This is a genomic window from Lentzea sp. NPDC051838 (genome assembly GCF_040681245.1).
In the GTDB taxonomy this organism is placed as follows: Bacteria; Actinomycetota; Actinomycetes; order Mycobacteriales; family Pseudonocardiaceae; genus Lentzea.
In genome coordinates, this window is sequence record NZ_JBFAYI010000003.1 from 302,782 (window position 1) to 324,620 (window position 21,839).

14 protein-coding genes are annotated in these 21,839 nt (G+C 68.5%); 5 read left to right on the top strand and 9 right to left on the bottom strand.

Annotated features, from left to right (window positions below):
* Positions 1-8: 8 nt before the first annotated feature.
* Positions 9-437: a hypothetical protein gene (locus tag AB0M24_RS10150; protein WP_363763713.1), complete on the top strand. Its 429-nt coding sequence runs from the start codon at positions 9-11 to the stop codon at positions 435-437.
* Here AB0M24_RS10150 and AB0M24_RS10155 read toward each other — a convergent pair.
* The gene (locus AB0M24_RS10155; RefSeq protein WP_363764308.1) at positions 434-793 is read right to left on the bottom strand and encodes a DUF5997 family protein; all 360 of its coding nucleotides are present in this window, start codon (positions 791-793) and stop codon (positions 434-436) included. The two genes, AB0M24_RS10150 and AB0M24_RS10155, sit on opposite strands and share 4 nt — an antisense overlap.
* A gap of 56 nt (positions 794-849) precedes the next feature.
* Here AB0M24_RS10155 and AB0M24_RS10160 point away from each other — a divergent pair, with 56 nt between their 5' ends.
* Positions 850-1,554, top strand: a complete 705-nt coding sequence (locus AB0M24_RS10160; protein WP_363763715.1) for a LysR family transcriptional regulator substrate-binding protein — start codon at positions 850-852, stop codon at positions 1,552-1,554.
* Here AB0M24_RS10160 and AB0M24_RS10165 read toward each other — a convergent pair.
* Genes AB0M24_RS10165 through AB0M24_RS10180 form a run of 4 tightly spaced genes read right to left on the bottom strand, consistent with a single transcriptional unit; the run spans position 1,551 to position 5,378 of the window.
* Positions 1,551-1,745 carry a ferredoxin gene (locus tag AB0M24_RS10165; RefSeq protein ID WP_363763718.1) on the bottom strand — a complete coding sequence of 65 codons (195 nt, stop codon included), beginning with the start codon at positions 1,743-1,745 and terminating at the stop codon, positions 1,551-1,553. The genes AB0M24_RS10160 and AB0M24_RS10165 overlap by 4 nt on opposite strands.
* Positions 1,746-1,758: 13 nt before the next feature.
* On the bottom strand, positions 1,759-2,940 hold the full coding sequence (locus AB0M24_RS10170; protein WP_363763721.1) for a cytochrome P450: 1,182 nt from the start codon (positions 2,938-2,940) through the stop codon (positions 1,759-1,761).
* A 1-nt stretch (position 2,941) separates the two neighbouring features.
* The gene (locus AB0M24_RS10175; RefSeq protein ID WP_363763724.1) at positions 2,942-3,997 is read right to left on the bottom strand and encodes a DegT/DnrJ/EryC1/StrS family aminotransferase; all 1,056 of its coding nucleotides are present in this window, start codon (positions 3,995-3,997) and stop codon (positions 2,942-2,944) included.
* A 7-nt stretch (positions 3,998-4,004) separates the two neighbouring features.
* Positions 4,005-5,378 (bottom strand): glycosyltransferase, encoded by a 1,374-nt coding sequence (locus AB0M24_RS10180; protein ID WP_363763727.1) that lies wholly within the window; start codon positions 5,376-5,378, stop codon positions 4,005-4,007.
* 183 nt (positions 5,379-5,561) lie between these two features.
* Between AB0M24_RS10180 and AB0M24_RS10185 the strand changes: the two genes are divergently transcribed.
* Entirely contained in the window at positions 5,562-8,303 is a 2,742-nt protein-coding gene (locus AB0M24_RS10185) for an AAA family ATPase (RefSeq protein WP_363763730.1), read from the top strand.
* On the opposite strand, the gene AB0M24_RS10190 is transcribed toward AB0M24_RS10185, so the two are convergent.
* A complete protein-coding gene (locus AB0M24_RS10190) occupies positions 8,295-8,855 on the bottom strand; it encodes a TetR/AcrR family transcriptional regulator (protein WP_363763733.1) in 561 nt (186 codons plus the stop codon). The two genes, AB0M24_RS10185 and AB0M24_RS10190, sit on opposite strands and share 9 nt — an antisense overlap.
* A gap of 69 nt (positions 8,856-8,924) precedes the next feature.
* On the opposite strand from AB0M24_RS10190, the gene AB0M24_RS10195 reads away from it, so the two are divergent.
* Positions 8,925-9,863 carry a 2-dehydropantoate 2-reductase N-terminal domain-containing protein gene (locus tag AB0M24_RS10195; RefSeq protein WP_363763736.1) on the top strand — a complete coding sequence of 313 codons (939 nt, stop codon included), beginning with the start codon at positions 8,925-8,927 and terminating at the stop codon, positions 9,861-9,863.
* Here AB0M24_RS10195 and AB0M24_RS10200 read toward each other — a convergent pair.
* The 3 genes from AB0M24_RS10200 to AB0M24_RS10210 are packed head-to-tail and all read right to left on the bottom strand — an operon-like array spanning position 9,829 to position 13,720.
* The gene (locus AB0M24_RS10200; RefSeq protein WP_363763739.1) at positions 9,829-11,430 is read right to left on the bottom strand and encodes a bifunctional 3-(3-hydroxy-phenyl)propionate/3-hydroxycinnamic acid hydroxylase; all 1,602 of its coding nucleotides are present in this window, start codon (positions 11,428-11,430) and stop codon (positions 9,829-9,831) included. The genes AB0M24_RS10195 and AB0M24_RS10200 overlap by 35 nt on opposite strands.
* A 23-nt stretch (positions 11,431-11,453) precedes the next feature.
* Entirely contained in the window at positions 11,454-12,662 is a 1,209-nt protein-coding gene (locus AB0M24_RS10205; protein ID WP_363763742.1) for a 3-deoxy-7-phosphoheptulonate synthase, read from the bottom strand.
* Between the two features lie 35 nt (positions 12,663-12,697).
* A complete protein-coding gene (locus tag AB0M24_RS10210) occupies positions 12,698-13,720 on the bottom strand; it encodes an FkbO/Hyg5 family chorismatase (protein WP_363763745.1) in 1,023 nt (340 codons plus the stop codon).
* 268 nt (positions 13,721-13,988) lie between these two features.
* Here AB0M24_RS10210 and AB0M24_RS10215 point away from each other — a divergent pair, with 268 nt between their 5' ends.
* A complete protein-coding gene (locus tag AB0M24_RS10215) occupies positions 13,989-21,806 on the top strand; it encodes a type I polyketide synthase (RefSeq protein WP_363763748.1) in 7,818 nt (2,605 codons plus the stop codon).
* Positions 21,807-21,839: the final 33 nt, after the last annotated feature.

Genomic DNA, 21,839 nt, shown 5'->3' on the forward strand with positions numbered 1-21,839 from the left:
GTGCACCCATGGCAACGAAGTTGAAGAGCGTCGTGCTCACGGTCGGCCTGGCCGCGGGCATCGCGCTGCTGGGCGGCACCCCGGCGACCGCGGAGAACGCACCCGGCTGCTCACGCGTGACGCAGATCGGCGCGACGAAGATCCTCAAGGGCGGCGGCGAGACCATCGCCTCGATCAAGCAGTTCGTCGGCTGCAACAAGAACTACGGCTACACGTTCGTGTGGGAGTCGTGGGCGAGCACCCACCGCGGCTTCGACGCCGGCGCCGGCCTGTGGGTCAAGGGAACCGGTGACCTGCAGGGCTACAACGTCGACCCGAAGAACGACCGCGAGGTGTGGTCCGACGGCCTGCGCACGGTCGACAAGTGCACCAAGGCCTACGGCGCGGTCGGCCGCGGCGAGACGGTCTACGCGGCCGACACCGAAGAACGCTGCTAGGCCTCTTCTTCGAGGCGCGCCTTCTCCGCGAGGCGCGCCTCCTCGGCCTTGAACTCCTTGTAGGTGTCGCGCTCGCGGACCAGCCAGTCCGGGTTCTCGTCCTTGATCGCGTTGATCTGCTCGGTGGTGAGCGCCTCGGTGATGCCGGCGCGCACCAGGCCCGACGTCGAGATGCCGAGCTTCTGCGCGATGAGCTGCTTGGGGTGCGGGCCGTTGCGGCGCAGGTCGGCGAGCCACTGCGGCGGGTTGGCCTGCAGTTCGTTGAGCTCGTCGCGCGACACGACACCCGCCTGGAACTCCTCGGGCGTCGCCTCGAGGTACACGCCCAGCTTCTTGGCGGCGGTGGCGGGCTTCATGGTCTGCTGCGACTTCATGCACAAAGAGTAACTGCTGCGTCGGGTAGCCTCAGCACGTGACCGGATCGTTCACGCTCGCGTTCGTCCCAGGTGTGACGCCGGGCAAGTGGGCGGGGGTGTGGCAGGAACGCCTGCCCGAGACCCCGCTGACCCTCGTACAGGTGACCGCAGCCGAAGCCGCGCGGAAGGTGCGCGACGCGGAGGCCGACGCGGCGCTGCTCAGGCTGCCCGGCGACCGCGAGGACCTGCACGCGATCCCGCTCTACACCGAGACCACTGTGGTCGTGTTCCCGAAGGACCACGAGTTCGCGGCGGCCGACGAACTGTCCCTTGAGGACCTGAAGCCGCACGTCCTCTGGCAGCCGCTCGACGACACGCTGGAGTGGTCCGAACAGCCCGGCCAGCCACCTGTCGAACGGCCGGAGACCACCGCGGACGCCATCCAGATCGTCGCGGCGGGCGTCGGGATGCTGGTGGTGCCGCAGTCGCTCGCACGGCTGCACCACCGCAAGGACCTCAAGTACGTGCCGGTGCACGACGCCCCGCAGTCACGGGTCGCGCTCGCGTTCCCGATCCGCGACGAGAACCCCGAGCTGGTCGAGCACCTGATCGGCATCGTCCGCGGCCGCACGGTCAACAGCACCCGCGGCCCCGCGCCCGAACCGGCCAAGAAGCAGCAGCATCGACGGAGCCCCGCGCGTCAGCAACAGCCGCAGAAGAAGCAGCCCGCCAAGCGCGCGAAGCCCCGCCGCGGCCGCTAGTCGTGGACGGTGATCGCCTGCGCTGGGCAGATGCCCCGGGCCGTGCGCGCGGTCGCCTCCGCCTCACCCGACGGCTCGGCGTCGAGCACGGTGACGAACCCGTCGTCGTCCTGGTCGAACACGTCCGGCGCGGCCAGCACGCACTGAGCCGAGCCGATGCACTTGCCGGTGTCCACACTGATCCGAGCCATTGGTGTCCTCCAATTACCAGCGCACAGGTAGCGCGTGGAGTCCGAAAAGGACTCCGTCGTACTTGAACTGCAACTCCGAAAGCGGAACAGCGACCTCCAGAGAAGGAATCCGCCGGAACAGGCCGCGATAGGCGACGTCCATCTCCAGCCGCACCAGGTTCTGGCCGAGACACTGGTGCACGCCGTACCCGAACGCCACGTGCCCGGTTGCCGACCGGGACGGGTCGAACTCGTGCGGCCTTTCGAACATCTCCGGGTCGTGGTTCGCGCCGGCCACGAGTGGCACGATCCCCTCGCCGGCACGGACCAGCTGCCCGCCGATCTCGACGTCCTCGATCGCCACGCGCAACGCCACCAGGTCGGCGACGGAGTGGTAGCGCAGCAGTTCCTCGATCATGCGGTCGTCGTCGATCCACTGCTTCTGCTGCAGCAACGTGACGACACCGAGCGAGATGTTGTTCGCCGTCGTCTCGTGGCCCGCGATGAGCAGCAGCATCGAGACACCGGAAAGCTCTTGGGGCGTCAGCAGACCGCCCTGGAGAAGCCTGCTGATCAGATCGTCGCCAGGGCGCTTGGACTTGATCGTGATCAGCCTGTTGATGTAGCGCAGCAGATGTTCCGACGCCTTGTCCCGTTCCTCGTCGGTCGACGTCAGAGTCACGAGGACCTTCGTCTTCTCCTCGAAGAAGTCGCGGTCCACTTTGGGCACTCCCAGCAGGGAGGAGATCACGAGCGACGGTACCGTCAACGAAAAATCCTCGACGAGCTCAGCGGTGTTGCCGTGAGCCAGCATCTGGTCGATTGCACGGTCGACGATTTCCTCGACCGCCGGGCGCAGTGACCGGATGCGGCGCACCGTGAACTCGGGGATCAGCGCCTTGCGGAACTTGTTGTGGTCGGGCGGGTCCAGCGACACGAACCAGCCGGGCACGTCGTCCGCGGACGGCGCGCCCACGGTGCGCGACGGCCGCGGAAAGCCTTCGTGGTTCGGGTTGGAGCTGATGCGCGGGTCGGTGAGCACCGCGCGCACCTCCTCGTGACGAGTGACCAGCCAGACCGTCTCACCGGACGGCAGTGCGGCCTTCACCAGGCCGGACTTGGTGCGGAACCCCTCGTACTCGGGCGGTGGGAACGACGCGCCGGGGCGGCGCATCATGAACGGGACTAGGTCGGCGGCGGAGTCGGTACTGGTCATGTCATACCTCGTAGAACTGGCGGACTTGCCCCACGATGTAGTCCTGGTCGTCTTCGGTCAGCTCGGCATGGGTGGGGAGGTAGAGCCCGTCCTCGGCGAACCGGTTCGCGTTCAGCGTCGGCCACACCGGGTCGAGATAGCCGGGCTGCCTGCTCATCGGCTTGAAGAAGAGCCGGGTCTCGACTCCCTTCTCGGCGAGGAACCTCATGAGCTCCTCACGGCGTTCCGCGCGCAGGTCGTACATCCACAACACGTCACGCGGGGGCATCAACGTGATGCCGTCGATGCCCCGGAGGCCCTCGTCGTACCGCTTCTCGATCCGGGCGCGTGTCGCGATGATCTCGTCGAGGCGTTCGGTCTGCGCGAGCGCGACCGCCGCCTGCAGGTTCGTCATGCGGAAGTTGTAGGCGAGCTTCTTGTGAAGGAAGCTGTGGTCGCGGGTGAACGCCATGCCTCTCAGGTGCGCCATCTGCCTCGCCAGGTGCGGGTCGTTCGTCACGCAGATCCCGCCCTCGCCGGACGTGATGATCTTGTTCGCGAACAGCGAGAACGCCGCGATGTCCCCGGTCGGCTTGACGCCGTGCGCCTCCGCCGAGTCCTCGACGACTCTGAGGTTGTACTCGTACGCGAGCTCGAGGATCGGCGGCATGTCGCACTGCCGGCCGTAGATGTGCACCGGCATGATCACCTTGGTACGAGGGGTGATCTTCTCCTCGATCTTGGTGACGTCGATGTTGAGGTCGTCCGCGCAGTCCACGAACACCGGCGTCGCACCGGTGTAGGTGACGGCCCACGCCGACGCGATCATCGTGAACTCGGGGACGATCACCTCGTCGCCGGGGCCGACTCCCAAGGCGCGCAACGCGAGTGTCAGTGCTGTCGTGCCGGACGAACAGGCGACGCCGTGCTGGACTCCGTTGTAGGCGGCGAAAGCCTCCTCGAACTGCGGCACGTACGGGCCCTGCGAGGAGATCCAGCCGTCTGTCACGGCCTTCGTCGTGTACTCGAGCTCGTTGCCGCGCAACGAAGGCATCGAAACCGGGTAGCGGTAGCTCATCGTCAACTCACTTCGAGGACAGCGCGGGAAGGGAAAGGACGAGATCCGCGGCGGTCTTGCGGCCACCGGCGGCGTGCTGCAGAGCGGCGAGACGTTCGGCGTTCTCGCGGAACGACGGGTCGTCCAGAACGCGGGTGAGCTTGTCGACGACGTCACGCGGGTCGACGGTGTGCGGCTTGTCCAGCGTCAGCCCGACACCGAAGCTGGCGGCGCGCACGGCCTGGTCGTAGCAGTCCACCCACAGTGGACGGGACACCATCGGCTTGCCGAAGTAAATGCTTTCGGTGTAGGCGTTTCCGCCCGCGTGCGTGAAGAACAGCTTGACGTTCGGATGCGCCAGCACGTCGAGCTGCGACGGCACCCACGTCTCGATGCGCAGGTTGCCGGGAAGCTTCGAAGGCAGGAACTTCTGCTGGTCGCGCGGCAGCTTCCACAGGATCGAGTGCTTGCCGTCGAGCGTGTAGGCGACCTGCACGAACGCCTCGACCTGGTCGCGGGTCAGGCGCGTGATCGTGCCGAAACCCATGTAGACGACGGACTTCTGCGCGTCGAGCCACTCACCGAGCTCGCCGGGCGAGGCCTGGGGGAGTGGTGGCACCAGCGCGCCGACCGTGCGGATCTTCTCCGGGATGTCGAACTCGTAGTCCATCTCCGGGATCGAGTAGCACAGCACCAGCTCGGACTTCTCGACCCGCGCGAACTGGCCGCGCGCCTCGGGTGAGATGCCGAGCTCCTCGACGACCTGGGCGTTCTCGGCGTTGCGTTGCTTGTTCTGCTGGGAGAACGCCATCGCGAGCGTGCGCAGGCCGAACAGCTTGTTGGCCCAGCGTTGCGTGAACGACATGTCCGCGGGCAGACCTGTGTGGGGCCGCGGGAAGTCCTTCGGCGTGTACGACGGGCCGATCGGCACCGCGGACGTCACGAGGTTCGACGGCACGAACGGGTTGCTGATCACGTAAGGGATTCCCTTGGTGATCGCGACCTCGTAGCCGAACATGCACATCGACTCGACGATCATCAACGCCGGCTGGATCTCGTCGACGAGCTCGGCGAGCGCCCGATATTTGGGAATCCGCAGCAACGGCCGATGCGTCTGCTCGATGACCGCTTTGCGGGCCTTGAACCTCGACCGCTGCGTCACCTTCGCGTAGATGTCGTCGGGCCACGTCACCGACGACATCTCCGGAATCACCTCGCCGAGCGAGTGGAACCGGATCGGCGAGCCGACCGCGGCCGCCTCGACCTCCTCACGGCCCTTGTCGTCGGTGGCGAACCACAGGTTCTCCACGCCACGGCGGGAAAGTTCCTCCGCTAGCACGAGCATCGGGTTCAGCAGGCCGCTTTCCGGCAGACTGACGAACAGGATCGGCCGCTGGCTCATGGACTTCACCCTTCTGCATGCCTGGTGAAGGCGAGCCTGCCGGACGGCGCACCAGAAGAAGCCCTAGTGTTGGGACGCGCCCAGGTTGAGGAGAACACCTAGAACTGGCACGTATCGATTTCATGAGGATGTGTCCGCCTGCGACGCTCGACGCCGACTCGTCGTGGCGAGAGGTACATCATCATGACCAGGACGTCCGACAACAGCATGACCAAGGCACGGCTCGCGGGACTCATCGAGCGCGACGACCAGTGGGCCGGCCTGGAAACACTGTTGACGGACTCCCTGTCAGGATCCGGAAGGGTCGCTCTGCTCACGGGTCCGGTGGCGAGCGGGAAGACCGAGCTGCTGCACGCGTTCGGCGAGGCCTCCGGCGTGAACTTCGTGAAGGCGACGTGCAGCGCGTTCGAGCGCGACCTGCCTTTCGGTGTGGTGGGCCAGATCTTCCACCCGCTGGACGCGCCGGCCGAGGTCGGTGAGCTGCTCGACGCGGCCGCGCGCTCCGCCGACGGGCCGACCGCGCGGCAGCTGCACGCGTTGTGCATCGCGTTGATGGACCTGACGGCATCAACGCCTTTGGTCATCGGCATCGACGACGTGCAGCACGCCGACTCGTCCTCGTTGCACTGGCTGCTCTACCTGATCCGGCGGCTCGGGCAGGTCAAGGTGCTGCTGATGCTTTCAGAGACTGCCTCGCCGCGCGCTGCTCACACCGCCCTGCACACCGAACTCCTGCGGCACCCGCACTGTCGTGATGTCGCTTTGGCGCCACTGAGTTCTGTCGGCGACCTGTTCGAGACTCCGGTGCACGCTGAAGACGCGATGATGTTGTCCGGCGGAAATCCTTTGCTCATCCGGTCTTTGCTCGACGACCAACGACTGTGCAAGCCGCGCGACGACGGCGGTCTGGTGATCGGGCCGAGCTATCGGCGTGCCCTGGTCAGCTGTCTGCACCGGTCCGATCACCACGTGCTGCCCGTTGCGCGCGCGTTGGCGGTGACGGGGGATGGCTCGACGCGGGAGTCGTTGGGGCGCCTGGCTCGTGTCGACGTCGAGACGGTGGATTCCGCGCTGGACGTCATGAACGAGGCCGGCCTGCTGTGCGACGGCTGGTTCCGCGACCCGGCCGCGCGGGGTGCCGTGCTGGACGACCTGCCGGCGCAGGACCGCAAGGAGATGTACCTCGGGGCGGCTTTACTGCTGCACGACGAAGGCGCGCCCGCGACCGAAGTGGCGCCGTACCTGGTGATGGCGGACCACTCCGAGAACCCGTGGATGGTGCCGGTCTTCGAGGAGGCCGCCGAGCACGCGTTGCGGGACGAGCAGATCGACACGGCGTTGCGCTACCTGGAACTCGCTCATCGTGCCTGCGTCGAGGTGCACGGACGGGCGGCGATCGCGGCCAAGCTGGTGCGGGTCGAGTGGCGGGTCAACCCGTCCGCGGCCGGGCGCCGGCTGGCCACGGTCGTGCCGGCGATGCGGGCCGGTCAGCTGTCGGACCGCGACGTCAACTCCCTGGTGCAGCCGATGCTGTGGAACTGCCAGGTCGACGAAGCCACCGAGGCCTTGGAACGGGTGCGGCGCGCGGCGACGTCGTCCAGCGGCTTGCGCGCGATGGAGCTGTGGCTGGCGTGCTCGCACCCGACTCTGGCCCGGCGTCCGTCCTCGGAACCCGTCAAGACCCGCACGGTGAGCCTGACGTCCGGTCCGATGCTGAAGGCTGTCACCGCTTTGGCGAACGTGCTGACGTACGGGCCCAACGACGCTTCCGCCACCGACGCCGAGCACGTCCTGCAGGCCGCTCGGCCGTCGGACAGCGGATCGTGGGGGCCGGAGTCGGCGATGCTGGCGTTGCAGGCCTTGGTGTACGCGGACCGGCTCGACGTGGCGGCGCAGTGGTGCGACCGGCTGCTGGAAGAGACTCGGGTGCGCAACCTCGGGGTCGCGCGGGCGTTCTTCTCGTGCGTGCGGGCCGAGGTGTCGTTGCGGCGCGGCGACCTGACCACGGCTTTCGAGCACGCGCAGAACGCGTTGGACTTCATGCCCGCCGGTGGGTGGGGTGTGGCGTTGGGTATGCCGCTGGGGATCCTGATCAACGCGGCCACGAAGATGGGGCGCCACGAGGACGCGGCTTCGTTCCTGGAACAACCGGTGCCCGAGGCGATGTTCCAGTCGCGGTACGGGTTGCACTACCTGTACGCGCGCGGGCACCACTACCTGGCCACCTCACGGCACTACGCGGCTCTGGCGGACTTCCTGTCGTGCGGTGAGTTGATGACGTCCTGGGGCGTGGATCAGCCTGGTGTGCTGCCGTGGCGGACCTCGGCTGCGGAGGCCTGGTTGCTGCACGGGGCGAACCGGGACGAGGCGAAGCGGCTGATCAACGAGCAGTTGGCGCGGCTGGGTCCGGAAGGGTCGCGGACTCGCGGGGTGGCGCTCAGGTTGCTGGCGGCCACGAACCAGCCGCACAACCGGCCACAGCTGTTGCAGGACGCGGTTGTCGTTCTGGAGGAGTACGGCGACCAGTACGAGCTCGCGCGGGCGTTGGCCGACCTTTCCAAGGCGCATCAGGCTTTGCGGGAACATCGCAGGGCCTGGACGGTGGCGCGCAGGGCCTGGCACGTCGCGAACGTGTGTGACGCGGCCGAGCTGTGCGAGGAGTTGTTGCCCTCGCGCGGAAAGACCGACGAGGACGCGCCGGCCGAGGAAAAGCCCGTCGATCCGATCGCCACCTTGACGGACGCCGAACGCCGGGTGGCCGCGTTGGCGGCAGTGGGGTACACGAACCGGGAGATCGCGTCGAAGCTCTTCATCACGCCGTCGACGATCGAACAGCACCTCACGCGGGTGTACCGGAAGCTGAACGTGAAGTACCGCAAGGACCTGCCGGCGGATCTGCACTCGTACCTGCCGAGCTCAGCGTGAGCGCAGCCCGTCCAGCACGAGCGTGATGACACCGTCGGCCTCGGCCCGCCAGTCGGGACGCTCATGGGCCGCGCCGATGCCGTGCAACGCCATCAGGACCGCACCGGCCCCCACGTCGTCGCGGAGAGCACCGGTCCGCACGCCGGCTGCCAGGAGTTCGGTGACCGCCTGCTCCAGCGCCCGGCTGCCCTCGGCCAGCGCGCCCGTCTGTCCGGCCATGAGCGTGGCGAGCGTCCGCGCGAGGCCCCGATGCGTGTCCATGTGGTCGACCATGCCCCGCAGGAAGGTTGCCAGCGCCTCGTCCGCGGGCAGGGTGGCCTGCAGGTGGCGGGCGCGGTCGCACAGCGCGGCGACCTCCCCGTGGTAGACCGCCTCGGCCAGCGCCTCCCTGGTGGGGAAGTGGCGGTACAGCGTGCCCGTGCCCACCCCGGCCAGGCGGGCGAAGTCGTCGAACCGCAGCGTGAAGAACTCGCCGGCGTCGAAGATCTCCCTGGCCTTGGCGACCAGTGCGTCGCGGTTGCGCCGGGCGTCGGCGCGCAGTGGCTTTGACAAACGGAGATCGCCTCCATATGTTGAAAGTGGAGATTGTCTCCAGTTCGAGGATACCGCACGAGGTGCGCCGTGAAGATCCTGATGTTCGGGCGAGGCGTCATCGCCACCATCTACGGCTGGGCCCTGGAACGGGCCGGGCACGACGTCGAGTTCTACGTCCGGCCGGGCCGCGCGGCGGTGTACGGGGACGTGGTGGACCTCGACCTGCTCGGGCGCGCCGCTGAGAAGTGGCCGGTGCGCTACCGCGAGACGCTGGAGCCGGACCACGACTTCGACCTGATCGTGCTCAGCGTGGGGCACCACCGCCTCACGGAGGCCGCGGCTTTCCTGTCGCCGCGTCTGGGCAGCGCCACGGTGCTGGTCTTCGGCAACATCTGGACCGAGCCGCTCGACGCCATCGGCGCACTCCCGCCCGACCAGGTCGCCTGGGGCTTTCCGCAGGCCGGCGGCGGTTTCGGCGCGGACGGCGTGCTCCGCGGTGCGCTGATGTCCTCGGTCATCTTCGGCACGCTCGGCGAGCCCCCGACGGACCGGGAGCTGGCTGTGCGCCAGGTGTTCCGCGAGGCCGGGCTCCGCGTGAGGGAGCAGCCTGACTTCCGCGGCTGGCTGTGGGTCCACTTCGTGTCGGACGCCGGCCTGTACTCGCAGGGCCTGCGGCTGGGGTCGCTGTCCCGGCTGGCCGGGGCGAAAGACGACCTGCGCGAGGCGTTGCTGGCCGGCCGCGAACTGCTGCCGCTCCTGCGGGAACGTGGCGTCGACCTGCGCCGGCACCGGGGCGGGCTGCTGCTGTTCCAGGCGCCTGTCTGGCTGACCGCCCGAGTGCTCGCCTGGCTGACCACGCACGTCCCGCTGGCGCGCCGATCTCTCTTGGCACACGACGATCCCAGCGCACAGGAGCCGCGCGAGATCTGCCGCGACACCCTGGCCGAGGCACACCGGCTGGGTGTCGCGGCACCGCGGCTGGAAGCGGCGGTCAACGCAGCGGCAGCTGGTCCTTCAGCTCCTTGACCAGCTCCGGCAGATCCGCGCGGTCCTTCGCGAACCCGAACACGTAGTAGTCCGGCCGCACCAGCGCCGCCACCTTCTTGTGCCCTGCCAACCAGGGCAGGTAGAGCCGTTCCACGTCCACGACCTCGTGCGCGCGAGCGATCTTCGGCGGAATTCCGGCGGGCATGACGCGGACCAGCTGCGCACCAAGGGTTTTGAGGAACTCCAGCTCGTCCTCGCCCAGCGCCTCATAGGGATCCAACGTGGTGATCAGCTGCCACCCACGCCCGACAACCTCGTCGAACCGATCTCTGTCGATCCCGCGCGCCACCACACCCTGCGGCGACAGCTCGCCGTCGGGCAACGTGATGTCCGGGGTCCTTCGCACGATGCCGTCTTCCAGCGCGTAGGCCGAAGGTGCGAGGTCGACGCCTTCCGGCTTGGCCTGCATGGCGATCAGGAACGCGTCCCGGCGGGCAGCGGCGACCGGGTCGAGCTCCGACACGATCTTGCCCACCTCGATGGACATCTCGATCGTGTGCCGCACCTGCAACGCCCGCTCGGCCGGATACGCGTCGAGCAGCTCGTCGGACGCCAGGTCCCGCAACACCAGATCGAGCTTCCACGCCAGGTTCGTGGCGTCGCGGATGCCGGAACACATGCCCTGCCCGGCGAACGGCGGCATCAGGTGCGCCGAGTCGCCCGCGAGCAGAAGCCGCCCGTTGCGCCACTTGTCCGCCATCGCCGCCTGGAACGTGTAGACGATGTTGCGCGTCAGGTCGGCGTTCGCGGGCGTCACGTCGTAGGGCTTGAGCAGCTCCCACATGCGTTCCACAGTGGACAGCTCTTCGATCGACTCGCCGGGCAGCCGCATGAACTCCCACCGCCGGTGCCCGCGACCGGACGCGACGATGGTGGTGGGGCGGGCCGGGTCGCACACCTGCACGTCGTTGGGGCGGAAGGCGCGCTTCTCGTGGAAGACGACGTCGACCAGCAGCCAGTCGTGCTTGAAGTTGAGGTCGAGCATCTTGGAGCCCATGACGTCGCGCACGAAGCTGTTCGCGCCGTCGCACCCGATGACCCACGACGCCGTGACCGGGCCGTCGAAGTCCGGTCCGGGAGCGGTGATCGACACGTGCTCGCCGGTGTCCTCGATCGCCTCCACCTTGTGCCCGAACAAGGTCCGGATGTTCGGCAGCGTCGTGACGTGCTCGCGCAGCGCTCGTTCGAACGTCGGCTGGTGCATCACCGTCGCGATCGGCCAGCCGTCCCGGCCCGGCTCGTACGGCGCCTCGAACGAGAACAGCTCACGACCGTCGGCGTTCTGGAACATGTACTGCCCCAGGGGTTCGCCGAGCTCCATCAGGTCGGCGCCGATGCCGGCCGAGGCGAACGAGCGCGCGGTCTCGCCGTCGAACGCGACGACGCGCGGGAACGGGTACTGGCCGCGGTACTTCTCCAGGATGACGACCCGCCATCCCTTGTGCGCGAGGAGGATGGACAGGACGAGACCGACCGGACCGCAGCCCACGACCGCCACGTCAGCGGTCAGAGCTCCGGCCCGGCCGGCCTGGGTAGGAGACGCCATCGGTGTTCCCTGTCTGCGAGAGATCAGAAGAACGAGTCGATCACTCCGAGCGCCTGTTCGGGGTTCAGCCGCGGGTCGCAGAGGGTCTCGTAGCGCTCGGAGAGAGCCTTCTCGTCGGGGACAGGCCCGCCGACGCACTCCGTCACGTCAGTCGCGGCCGCTTCCAGGTGCAGGCCCGCCGCGTGTGCGCCCTCGGTCTCGAGGATGTGCCGGAACGCTGTGGCCTCCTCGATGATATGGCTGACAAGTCGAGTCTTTCGCCCAGTTGCGGTGCTCACCGTGTTGCCGTGCATGGGATCCGAGATCCAGACGACGGGGTGGCCGGCGCGCCGCACGGCCCGCACGATCGGCGCCAGCGCGACGTGGACGTCCTCGCGGCCCATGCGGATGATCAGCGTCAGGCGGCCCGGCGTGCGGTGCGGGTCGAGCAGCTGGCACAGCCGCACGACGGTCTCGGGGTCGGCGGTCGGGCCGACCTTCACGCCGATCGGGTTGGAGATCGCGGCGAACATGCTGACGTGCGCGTGGTCGAGCTGCCGGGTGCGCTCGCCGATCCACGGGAAGTGCGTCGAGGTGAGGAACTGCTCGCCGGTGCGCTCGTCCGTGCGAATGAGCGCGTTCTCGTAATCCAGCACCAATGCCTCGTGGGCTACCCACGGGCCACCGGACAGTTCCTCGGCACTTCCCGCCCAATGGGCGCGCACTTCTCGGACAACGGACGAAGAAGCGTCATAAGCCTGAAGCATTCGCTCCGGGTCGTGCCGGCGTGCGTGATTTTCGGCCTCGAACGAATTGACCAGCTCGCCGCGGAAAGACGGCAGGTCGATCCCGTCCACTGTTTCGAAGTTGCTCGAACGGGGCTTCGCGTACTGGCCCGCCATCCGTCCGAAACGTGCCACCTGCTGACCCGACCGTTCCGCCATCCGGGCGGCGATCTTCTGGATGTTGCGCACCTTTCGGGAAGTTGTCAGCGGGTCGGCGTCGGAAAAGGACTCCGCGCAGTCGCCGAGCTGCAGCACGCGCGCTTCGCCGAGCGCGGCGAGACCGAGTGCGCGCTTCGCCTCGCGAATTTCGGAATGAGCGACCAGGGGGAGTGCGCCGGACAGTTCCGCCTCGATGAGGTCGTACTCGGGGTGGTGGTGCCAGTGGGGCTGCTGCGTCGCGGGCAACGTCATCCACGGGGCCGCGGTCCGCGTGTACGTGAACTCCGTCAGCTTCACCGTCTGAGGCATTGTTCTCGCTCCTGTTGCTGGTTCCGCTGGACGTTTCAGGCGACGATGCCCTCGATCTCCACGAGGAGATCGGCGCGGCACACGTCGACGTTCAGGTACTGGACGCGGGCGTTCGGGGAGAAACGCTCCTCGCACATCGCGCGCACGGCCGGGATGTCGGAACGGTGACGGACGTAGACCTTGATGTTGTCGAGGTCCAGCAAGGTGTTGCCCTGCGTGATCTCGTAGTCCGCCAGGTTCTCGTCGGAAATGAGGTGCTCGATGTTGTCGAGTGACAACTTCACCTGCGCCGCGATGTCGCCGTCGTGCAGGGTCTCGTGCCCGCGGATGCTCGCCGTGCCGGCCACGTAGACCTGCCCTGACCTGCGGTCGGTGTGCGTGGCGGCGAGGTAGGTGGCCCGCGCGAACTTGGGGGGACGCGGGCCGTACTGCCTCGGGTAGTGGTAGGCGGCCATCTGCTTGGAGTTCTCCACCGACGTCAGCGCGGCGGAGCGGGAGGCGAGGAAGTAGAACGCGATCCCGCCGCCCTGCGACCCGATTCCGGTCGCGCTCGGCACCTCCTTGTCACCGAAGTGGAAGAGCTCGAACGCCTCCGCGCGGCCCTTGCAGAAGTCCCGGTAGATCTCGAGGCCCTCGGTGTTGTCGGCGTTGATGTCGTTGATGAAGTTCCACATGCGGAAGCAGTTCTTGTAACCGAGGGTGTCCATCAGGTCGAGCGCCGCGACGTAGGCGGCGCGGGTGTCCTCGGTGTAGCGGCCGGTCGGGGCGATGCGGCCGGCGACGAGCAGGTACTCGCCGTCGTGGGCGTAAACGACGCCGTGGTGCTCGCCGGTCTCGACCGGGCGGGCGGTCGTCCACACCTCCGCGAATGCCTCGGCGTCGGTGGCGGCCATGTGCAGGTTCAGCGTGAGGAGGCCATTCTCGACACGCGGGTCGGTGCACTCGGTGGTGTAGTTGATGACTCCGAGAACGTTTCCGGTCGCCGCGACGTCGCTGACTTCGGTCAGGCCGGTGAACACCGAGCTGGGGAGCTTCACCGTCTGCTGCGCCTGAGTCATTGGAATGCCCCTCCGAGGAGTAGGTAAAGCATTTTGCGGAGTAAAGCCGGGGTTTTGTTTCGTGCATCTCTTCCGGGCCGGTGATCAAAGATTAGCCACCGGGGACGCTCCGCAAAACTGCTCCGCCGGGGAAAGCACTTTCGGGCGGGATGATAGGGGGGTCCTAGGGGGGTGCTAGGGGATTTCCTACTTACCGTGCTGGTGAGGCCGAGGCTAGCATCGCTCGAGGTGCAAGCCACGTCGCCAGTAAATAGGGAGCGCCGTCGGGATGTTTCGAACCGAACTGATCCGGCCGTTGTCCGACCTGCTGCGATACCACGCGGCGAACGCCCCGGAGAAGGTTGCGTTCGCGGACTCGCGGCGCGCGGTCACGTACGCGGAACTGGAGAAGCGGACGGGGCGGCTCGGCGGGCACCTCGCCGACCTGCGGCTGCAACCGGGTGACCGGGCGCTGATCTTCCTGGGCAACAGCGTCGACATCGTCGAGAGCTATCTCGGGGTCACGCGCGCGAACGCGGTCGCGGTGCCGTTCAACCCGCACTCCGCCGACGCGGAGCTCGCCTATGTGCTGGACGACAGCGGCGCTCGCGTCGTGATCACCGACTTCGCGCACCTCGACCAGGTGCGCAAGCTGCTCTCCGGCCGTCCTTATCTCCGCGTCGTCGTCAGTGGCGACGAGCCGCTGCCCCGGTCAGACTCCGTTGTCTCGTACCAGGATCTGATGTCGCGCGACCCGTCCGTGCCCGCGCGCGACGACCAGAGCCTCGACGACGTGGCGTTCATGCTCTACACCTCCGGCACCACCGGCAAACCGAAGGGCGTGCTGTCGTCCCAGCGGGCCTGCCTGTGGTCGGTCGCCGCCTGCTACGCCCCGGTGATCGGGCTGAACCACGACGACAAGGTGTTGTGGCCCTTGCCGTTGCACCACTCGCTCGCGCATGTCCTTTGTGTCGTCGGCGTTACCGCGGTCGGAGCGTTCGCGCGCATCCTCGACGGGTTCGCGGCCGACGAGGTGCTGACCGCGCTGGAAGGCGACGACTACACGTTCATGTGCGGTGTTCCCGCCATGTACCACCATCTTCTGGAAGTCGCGCGCACGCGTCAGGTGCCGTCGAGCGCGCTGACCCGGTGTCTCACCGCGGGTTCGGCGTGCCCGCCGGCGTTGCGCGTGGAGTTCGAGGCGCTGTTCGGCGTCGCTCTGCTCGACGGCTACGGCAGCACCGAGACGTGCGGCCTGATCGCGGTGAACTGGGCGCACGGCACCAGGGTTCCGGGTTCGTGCGGCCTGCCGGTGCCGGGTCTCGCGGTGCGGCTGGTCGATCCGGACACCGGCGTCGACGTCGACGCGGAGGCCGAGGGCGAGGTGTGGGTGCGCGGCCCGAGCCTCATGACCGGCTACCACAACCAGCCGGAGGCGACGGCGCAGGCGATGCCGCACGGCTGGTACCGCACCGGTGACCTGGCCCGTCGTGATCTCTACGGGTACGTGACGATCACCGGCCGCGTGAAGGAACTGATCATTCGCGGCGGCGAGAACATCCACCCCGGCGAGGTGGAGGAGGTGCTGCTGCGCGTTCCCGGTGTTGCCGACGCCGCGGTGGTCGGCAAGCCGCACGACATCCTCGGCGAGGTGCCGATCGCGTTCGTCGTGCCCGGCAAGCAGGGGCTCGATCCCGTGCGCCTGTACGACGCCTGCCGCGAGCAGCTGTCGAACTTCAAGGTGCCGGAAGAGCTGTACGAGATCGACCACATCCCGCGCACGACGTCCGGCAAGATCACGCGGCACGTGCTGCTCGACCGCCCGGCCCGGTTGAGGGCCGCGAGCGGCGGGCAGCACGAGTCGTTGCTGCGCATGGACTGGGCGCCGATGCCATCCGTCCGCACGACCTCGTTGGAGCTGGCGAACCGCTGGGCGGTCGTCGGCCCGGACATGTTCGGCCTGACTGCTTCCCTTGCGTCCGCTGGTGTGCACGTGGCCACCTATGTCGATGCCGCCGCGTTGCACGTGTCCGTTGTGGAGGGTGAGCCCGCGCCGGACGTGGCGGTCCTGTGCTGCCCGGACGACATGGACACCGGCGGCAAGCTCACGACGGCGGCGCAGGAGGCGTTACGGCGCGTTGGCGGTGTCCTGCGGACGTGGGTGAACGACGACTGGTTCGCGCACTCGCGTCTCGTCGTGCTTACTAGAGGTGCGGTCGCCGCTGGTGTCGAGGACGTGCGCGACCTCGTGCACGCGCCGGTGTGGGGTTTGCTGCGGTCGTTGCAGGTGGAGTTCCCGAACCGGTTCACGTTGATCGACATCGACGACTTCCCCTCTTCCACGGGTGTTCTGCCGTTGGCCGTCGCCGCCGACGAACCGCAGCTCGCGATCCGGTCGGGCATCGCGTTGATGCCCCGGCTGAAGCGCGTGTCGGCGTCGGTCGACAGCGACGAGGTGTTGCGCATCGACCCCAAGCGCACGGTCGTCGTGACCGGTGCGGACGGCACGATGGGCGCCGCGCTGACGAGGCATCTCGTTGCTGCCTATGGGGCTCGGCATCTGCTGCTGATCAGTCCGCGCGGCCGGGCCGACGAGGCGACCGCGCAGCTGGAGTCGGAGCTGTCCGAGCTGGGTGCGCGCGTGGCCGTGGCGGCGTGCGACGTGGCGGATCGTGCCGCGCTGGCCGAGGTGCTGGGCAAGCTGAAGCGGCCGATCACGGCCGTGATCCACAGCGAGGGCGAGCACCCGGCCAAACCGACCGCGCCGCGCCCCGACGTGTTCCGGTCCGTTGTGGACGGTGCCGTGAACCTGCACCAGCTCACGAAGAGCGGCGACGTCACGGCGTTCGTCATGCTCTGCACCGTCGCGGGTGCGCTCGGCCTGGTCGGGTCGGGGGAGCAGGCGGCGGCGAACTCGTTCCTGGACGCGCTGGCCCGGTACCGCCGCAAGCGCGAGCTGTCCGCGACGTTCCTCGCGGTCGGCTCGACGGACGCGCCGACGACGGCCTCGCGCGTGGGTGAGCTGTCGACGCACGAGTTCGCGGCGATGTTCGACGTCGCTTTCTCCGCGGGACTGGCGCAGGCCGTGATCATGCGGATCAACAGCGCGGCGTTGCGGGAACAGACGTCGTCGACCGAGGTGCCCGCGTTGCTGCGCGGGCTGATCGACGTGTCCGCGCGGCTCGCGACGCCGGACGAGCGCGACCTCTCGGCTTTACGCCAGCGTCTGGTGGCGATGTCGCCGGAGGAGCAGGACATCTTCCTGCTCAACCTGGTGCGCACCGAGGTCGCGGGCGTGCTCGGGCTGACCGGTACCGAGCGGGCGGAGTCGAAGAAGACGTTCCGCGAGCTCGGTCTGACCTCGGTGACCGCTGTCGACCTGCGCAACCGGCTGACCGCCGCGACGGGCTTGCACCTGTCGGCGCCGGTCGCGTTCGACTACCCGACGCCGGTGGTGCTGGCCCGGCACTTAAGGGCCGAACTGCTGGGTGAGCGTGCTGTTGTTTCCTCGGAGATCGTGCGTGCGTTGCCGGACGAGCCGATCGCGATCGTCGGCATGGCCTGCCGTTATCCCGGCGGCGTCGCGTCGCCGGAGGACCTGTGGCGGCTCGTGATGTCGGGTGCGGACGTCATGTCGCCGTTCCCGACGGACCGCAACTGGGATCTGGAGAAGCTGTTCGACGGCGCCTCGCACACGCGCTCGGGCGGCTTCCTGCACGACGCCGCGGACTTCGACGCGGAGTTCTTCGGGATCTCGCCGCGGGAGGCGCTCGCGATGGACCCGCAGCAGCGCTTGCTGCTGGAGGTGTCGTGGGAGGCTCTGGAACGGGCGGGCATCGATCCGGCGTCGTTGCGCGGCACCAACGGCGGCGTGTTCGCGGGCGTGATGTACCACGACTACGGTGCCGGGCTGCTGGACGCGCCCGCCGGCACCGAGGGGTACTGGACGACCGGCACGGCGGGCAGCGTGGTGTCGGGCCGCGTCGCCTACACGCTGGGTCTGCAGGGCCCGGCCGTCACGGTCGACACCGCCTGTTCTTCTTCTTTGGTCGCACTGCACTGGGCCGCGCAGTCGTTGCGGTCGGGCGAGTCGTCGCTGGCCCTGGCCGGTGGCGTGACGATCATGTCGACGCCGCAGACGTTCGTGGAGTTCTCGCGCCAGGGCGGGCTTTCCGCTGATGGCCGCTGCAAGGCTTTCTCCGATTCCGCCGATGGCACCGGTTGGTCCGAAGGCGCCGGCCTGGTGGTACTGGAGCGGTTGTCGGACGCTCGCCGCAACGGTCACACCGTGCTGGCCGTGCTGCGCGGTTCGGCGATCAACCAGGACGGCGCGTCGAACGGACTGACCGCGCCGAACGGTCCGTCGCAGCAGCGCGTGATCCGGCAAGCGCTTGCGTCCGCTGGTTTGTCCACTTCGGACGTTGATGTGGTGGAAGCGCACGGCACCGGCACGACGTTGGGCGACCCGATCGAGGCGCAGGCGTTGCTCGCGACCTACGGTCAGGACCGGTCCGTGCCGCTGTGGCTGGGGTCGGTGAAGTCGAACCTCGGGCACACACAGGCCGCGGCGGGTGTTGCAGGCGTGATCAAGATGGTGATGGCGTTGCGGCACGGTGTGCTGCCGCGCACGTTGCACGTCACCTCGCCGTCTTCGCACGTCGAGTGGGGGACCGGCCGGGTCGAGCTGCTGACGTCGGACCAGCCCTGGCCGGAGGTGTCGCGGGAGCGGCGGGCGGCCGTGTCCGGGTTCGGTGTCTCGGGTACGAACGCGCACGTCATTCTCGAGGCGCCGGAATTGTCAGACCTGCCTGAGATGATTGGGATGGGGGGTGGATCCCCCCAGGGGGCCCGCCAACCCGTATCGATCCAGGCGAGCGGCCGGGGCGAGGCAGGCCGCGCGGTGCCGTGGGTGGTGTCGGCGAAGTCGGCGACGGCGTTGGAAGCGCAGATCGCGCGGATCCGGGCCGTCGAAGCTCCGGCTCTGGACATCGCCGCGTCGCTGGTGTCGACACGGGCGCGGCTGGACCACCGCGCGGTGCTCCTCGACGGTGCCGAGGTCGCGCGCGGGGTTGCGTCGGAGCGGCCGCTCGCCGTGCTGTTCAGCGGGCAGGGTTCGCAGCGGCTCGGCATGGGACGTGAGCTGTACGAGCGGTTCCCGGTGTTCGCCAATGCTTTCGACGCGGTGCTGGAGCACCTCGACGTCTCGCTGCGGGACGTCATGTGGGGCCACGACGTCGAGGCGCTGAACGCGACCCGCTACACGCAGCCGGCGTTGTTCGCGATCGAAACCGCCCTGTACCGGCTGGCCGAGTCGTTCGGTGTCCGGCCGGACTTCGTGGGTGGGCACTCGATCGGCGAGATCGTCGCCGCGCACGTGGCCGGAGTGCTTTCGGTGCAGGACGCGTGCCGGTTGGTGGACGCGCGCTCGCGGCTGATGCAGGCGTTGCCGTCGGGCGGCGCGATGGTGGCGGTGCAGGCCACCGAGGAGGAAGTGCTGCCGCACCTCAGCGACGAGGTCTCGATCGCGGCGGTGAACGGGCCGCGCTCGGTCGTGGTCGCGGGAACCACGCAAGCCGTCGAGGCGGTCGTGGAGCGGTTCGCGGACCGGAAGACTAAGCGTCTCACGGTGAGCCATGCGTTTCACTCGCCCTTGATGAACCCGATGCTGGACGAGTTCCGCGCGGTCGTCGAGGGCCTGTCGTTCTCCGAGCCGCAGATCCCGGTCGTGTCGAACGTGACCGGGCAGCTCGCCGTGCGCGAACAGCTGACCTCGCCGGAGTACTGGGTGCGGCACGTGCGTGAGGCCGTGCGGTTCTCCGACGGCGTGCGGGCGTTGGGGCGTCAGGGAGTCTCCGCGTTCCTGGAGCTCGGCCCTGACGGCGTGCTGTCGGCGTTGGTCGCGGAGATGACCGAGACCGGCGCTGTTCCGCTGGACACCGCTGTCGTGCCGGTGCTGCGTCGCGAACGGCCCGAGGAGGCTTCGTTCGTGTCCGGGTTGGCGCGCCTGCACGTTGTTGGTGTGCCGGTCGACTGGTCCCGGCTCTTCGAGGGCACGGGTGCGGCGCGGGTCGACCTGCCGACGTACGCGTTCCAGCGGTCGCGGTTCTGGCCGGAGCCCGAGGTCGCGGTCGGCAAGGCCGATCCGCTCGACGCGGCGTTCTGGCAGCTGGTGGAGAACGACGAGCTGGCGTCCGTGCTCGACCTCGACCCCGAGGTGGCCGCGGCCGTGGTGCCGGCTCTGTCGTCCTGGCGGACCCGGCAGCGTTCGCAGTCCATTGTGGATTCGTGGCGGTTCCGGGAGTCGTGGCACCGGCTGTCGTTGTCGGGCGCGTTCTCCGGTTCCTGGCTGGTCGTCGTGCCGCCGGGGGAGCAGGACACCTGGACTCGCGACGTCGTGGAGATCCTCGGCGGGGTCGCGGTGCCGCTGGACAAGGTCGCTTCACTGGCAGGCCGCGAGTTCACGGGCGTCGTGTCGCTGCTCGGTGTTGCCGACTCCGCGTTGTTCGACACGTTGTCGCTGTTGCAGACGGCGATCGACGCTCCGTTGTGGACGGTGACGCGGGGTGCTGTGTCGACCGGGCACGGCGACATCGTGACGTCGCCGGTGCAGACCGCGTTGTGGGGCATGGGCCGGGTGGCCGCTTTGGAGCTGCCACGTCGCTGGGGTGGGCTGATCGACCTGCCGGGCAGCGTGGACACCCAGATCGCCCAGGGTCTGCAGGCTGCGTTGACGAACTCATTGGGTGAGGACCAGATCGCGGTGCGCGGCAACGGCGTGTTCGCTCGCCGCTTGGTGCCCGCGCCGCGTGGCGAGCACGGAGAGGACTGGGCTCCGTCCGGCACCGTGCTGATCACGGGCGGAACCGGTGCGCTGGGCGGTTTCGTGGCACGTGCCGTCGCTGCCCGGGGTGCGTCGCACATCGTCCTGACCTCGCGCCGAGGTCCGCTGACTCCTGGTGTGGAGCATCTGACGGCGCAGCTGGAGGGCTTCGGTGCCGAGGTGTCGGTCGAGGCCTGCGACGTGGCCGATCGTGCGGCTCTCGAAGAGCTTTTGAGCCGTCACCCCGATCTGACGGCCGTCGTGCACTGCGCGGGCATCGACTCCGGCGACGCTCCGTTGCTGGAACTGACCGCTGACCAGCTCGAAGAGTTGTTGCGCGCCAAGATGGTCTCCGCCCGCCATCTGCACGAGCTGACCGGGAACCTCGACGCGTTCGTGCTGTTCTCGTCGGGTGCGGCGGCGTGGGGCAGTGGCGGCCAGCCCGCGTACTCGGCCGCGAACGCCTACCTGGACGGCTTGGCGCAGTTCCGTCGTGGCCAGGGGCTGGTGGCGACGTCGCTGCAGTGGGGCGCGTGGGCCGAGGCGGGCATGGCGACCGATCCCGAGGCCTACGACCAGCTGCGCCGTCACGGCGTGCTGCCCATGGACCCCGAGCTGGCTCTGACCGCACTGGTGCAGGCGGTCTCCGACGGCGAAACGGTTCTGACCGTCACGAACACCGACTGGGCTCGCTTCGCGCCGGGCTTCACCGCGTCCCGCCCGTCCCCGCTGTTCTCGTCGATTCCCGAGGTCGTCGAGGCGTTGTCGGCGGACGCGGACGTCGCCGGTGCCGAGGTGGCGTTGCAGGAGAAGCTCGCCGGCCTGTCCGAGGCCGACCGGTCGCGCGTGCTGCTGGATCTCGTTCGCTCCGAGGCCGCCGCGGTGCTGGGGCACACGGGCGTCGAGTCGATCAACGCCGAGAAAGCGTTCCGCGACCAGGGTTTCGACTCGCTGACCGCCGTGGAGATGCGCGACCGCCTGAAGGCCGCGACGGGCCTGCCGGTGCCGTCGGCGCTGGTGTTCGACTACCCGACGCCGCGCCTGGTCGCCGAGCACCTGCTGTCCGGTCTTTCTTCTTCCGTCGACGGCTCCGCCTTGGCCGAGTTGACCCGCTTCGAGGCTGCGCTGGCGTCGTCTTCTGACGACCGCGACGTGATCCGCGAGCGCCTGGAGAAGCTGCTGGCGCGGTTGAAGAAGCCTGTGTCCACTTCGGACGACGACATCCGCTCCGTCTCCGTCGAGGACCTCCTGAACATCATCGACGACGAGTTGCTCGACCTCTCGTAGTTCGCAGTGTTTGCCCGCACGAAATGAGGACGG

Coding starts and splice junctions, on each gene's coding strand:
- AB0M24_RS10185 (WP_363763730.1), top strand. CDS start 5,562: ATGACCAGGACGTCCGACAACAGCATGACCAAGGCACGGCTCGCGGGA.
- AB0M24_RS10150 (WP_363763713.1), top strand. CDS start 9: ATGGCAACGAAGTTGAAGAGCGTCGTGCTCACGGTCGGCCTGGCCGCG.
- AB0M24_RS10200 (WP_363763739.1), bottom strand. CDS start 11,430: ATGGCGTCTCCTACCCAGGCCGGCCGGGCCGGAGCTCTGACCGCTGAC.
- AB0M24_RS10210 (WP_363763745.1), bottom strand. CDS start 13,720: ATGACTCAGGCGCAGCAGACGGTGAAGCTCCCCAGCTCGGTGTTCACC.
- AB0M24_RS10155 (WP_363764308.1), bottom strand. CDS start 793: ATGAAGCCCGCCACCGCCGCCAAGAAGCTGGGCGTGTACCTCGAGGCG.
- AB0M24_RS10215 (WP_363763748.1), top strand. CDS start 13,989: ATGTTTCGAACCGAACTGATCCGGCCGTTGTCCGACCTGCTGCGATAC.
- AB0M24_RS10180 (WP_363763727.1), bottom strand. CDS start 5,378: ATGAGCCAGCGGCCGATCCTGTTCGTCAGTCTGCCGGAAAGCGGCCTG.
- AB0M24_RS10165 (WP_363763718.1), bottom strand. CDS start 1,745: ATGGCTCGGATCAGTGTGGACACCGGCAAGTGCATCGGCTCGGCTCAG.
- AB0M24_RS10205 (WP_363763742.1), bottom strand. CDS start 12,662: ATGCCTCAGACGGTGAAGCTGACGGAGTTCACGTACACGCGGACCGCG.
- AB0M24_RS10170 (WP_363763721.1), bottom strand. CDS start 2,940: ATGACCAGTACCGACTCCGCCGCCGACCTAGTCCCGTTCATGATGCGC.
- AB0M24_RS10175 (WP_363763724.1), bottom strand. CDS start 3,997: ATGAGCTACCGCTACCCGGTTTCGATGCCTTCGTTGCGCGGCAACGAG.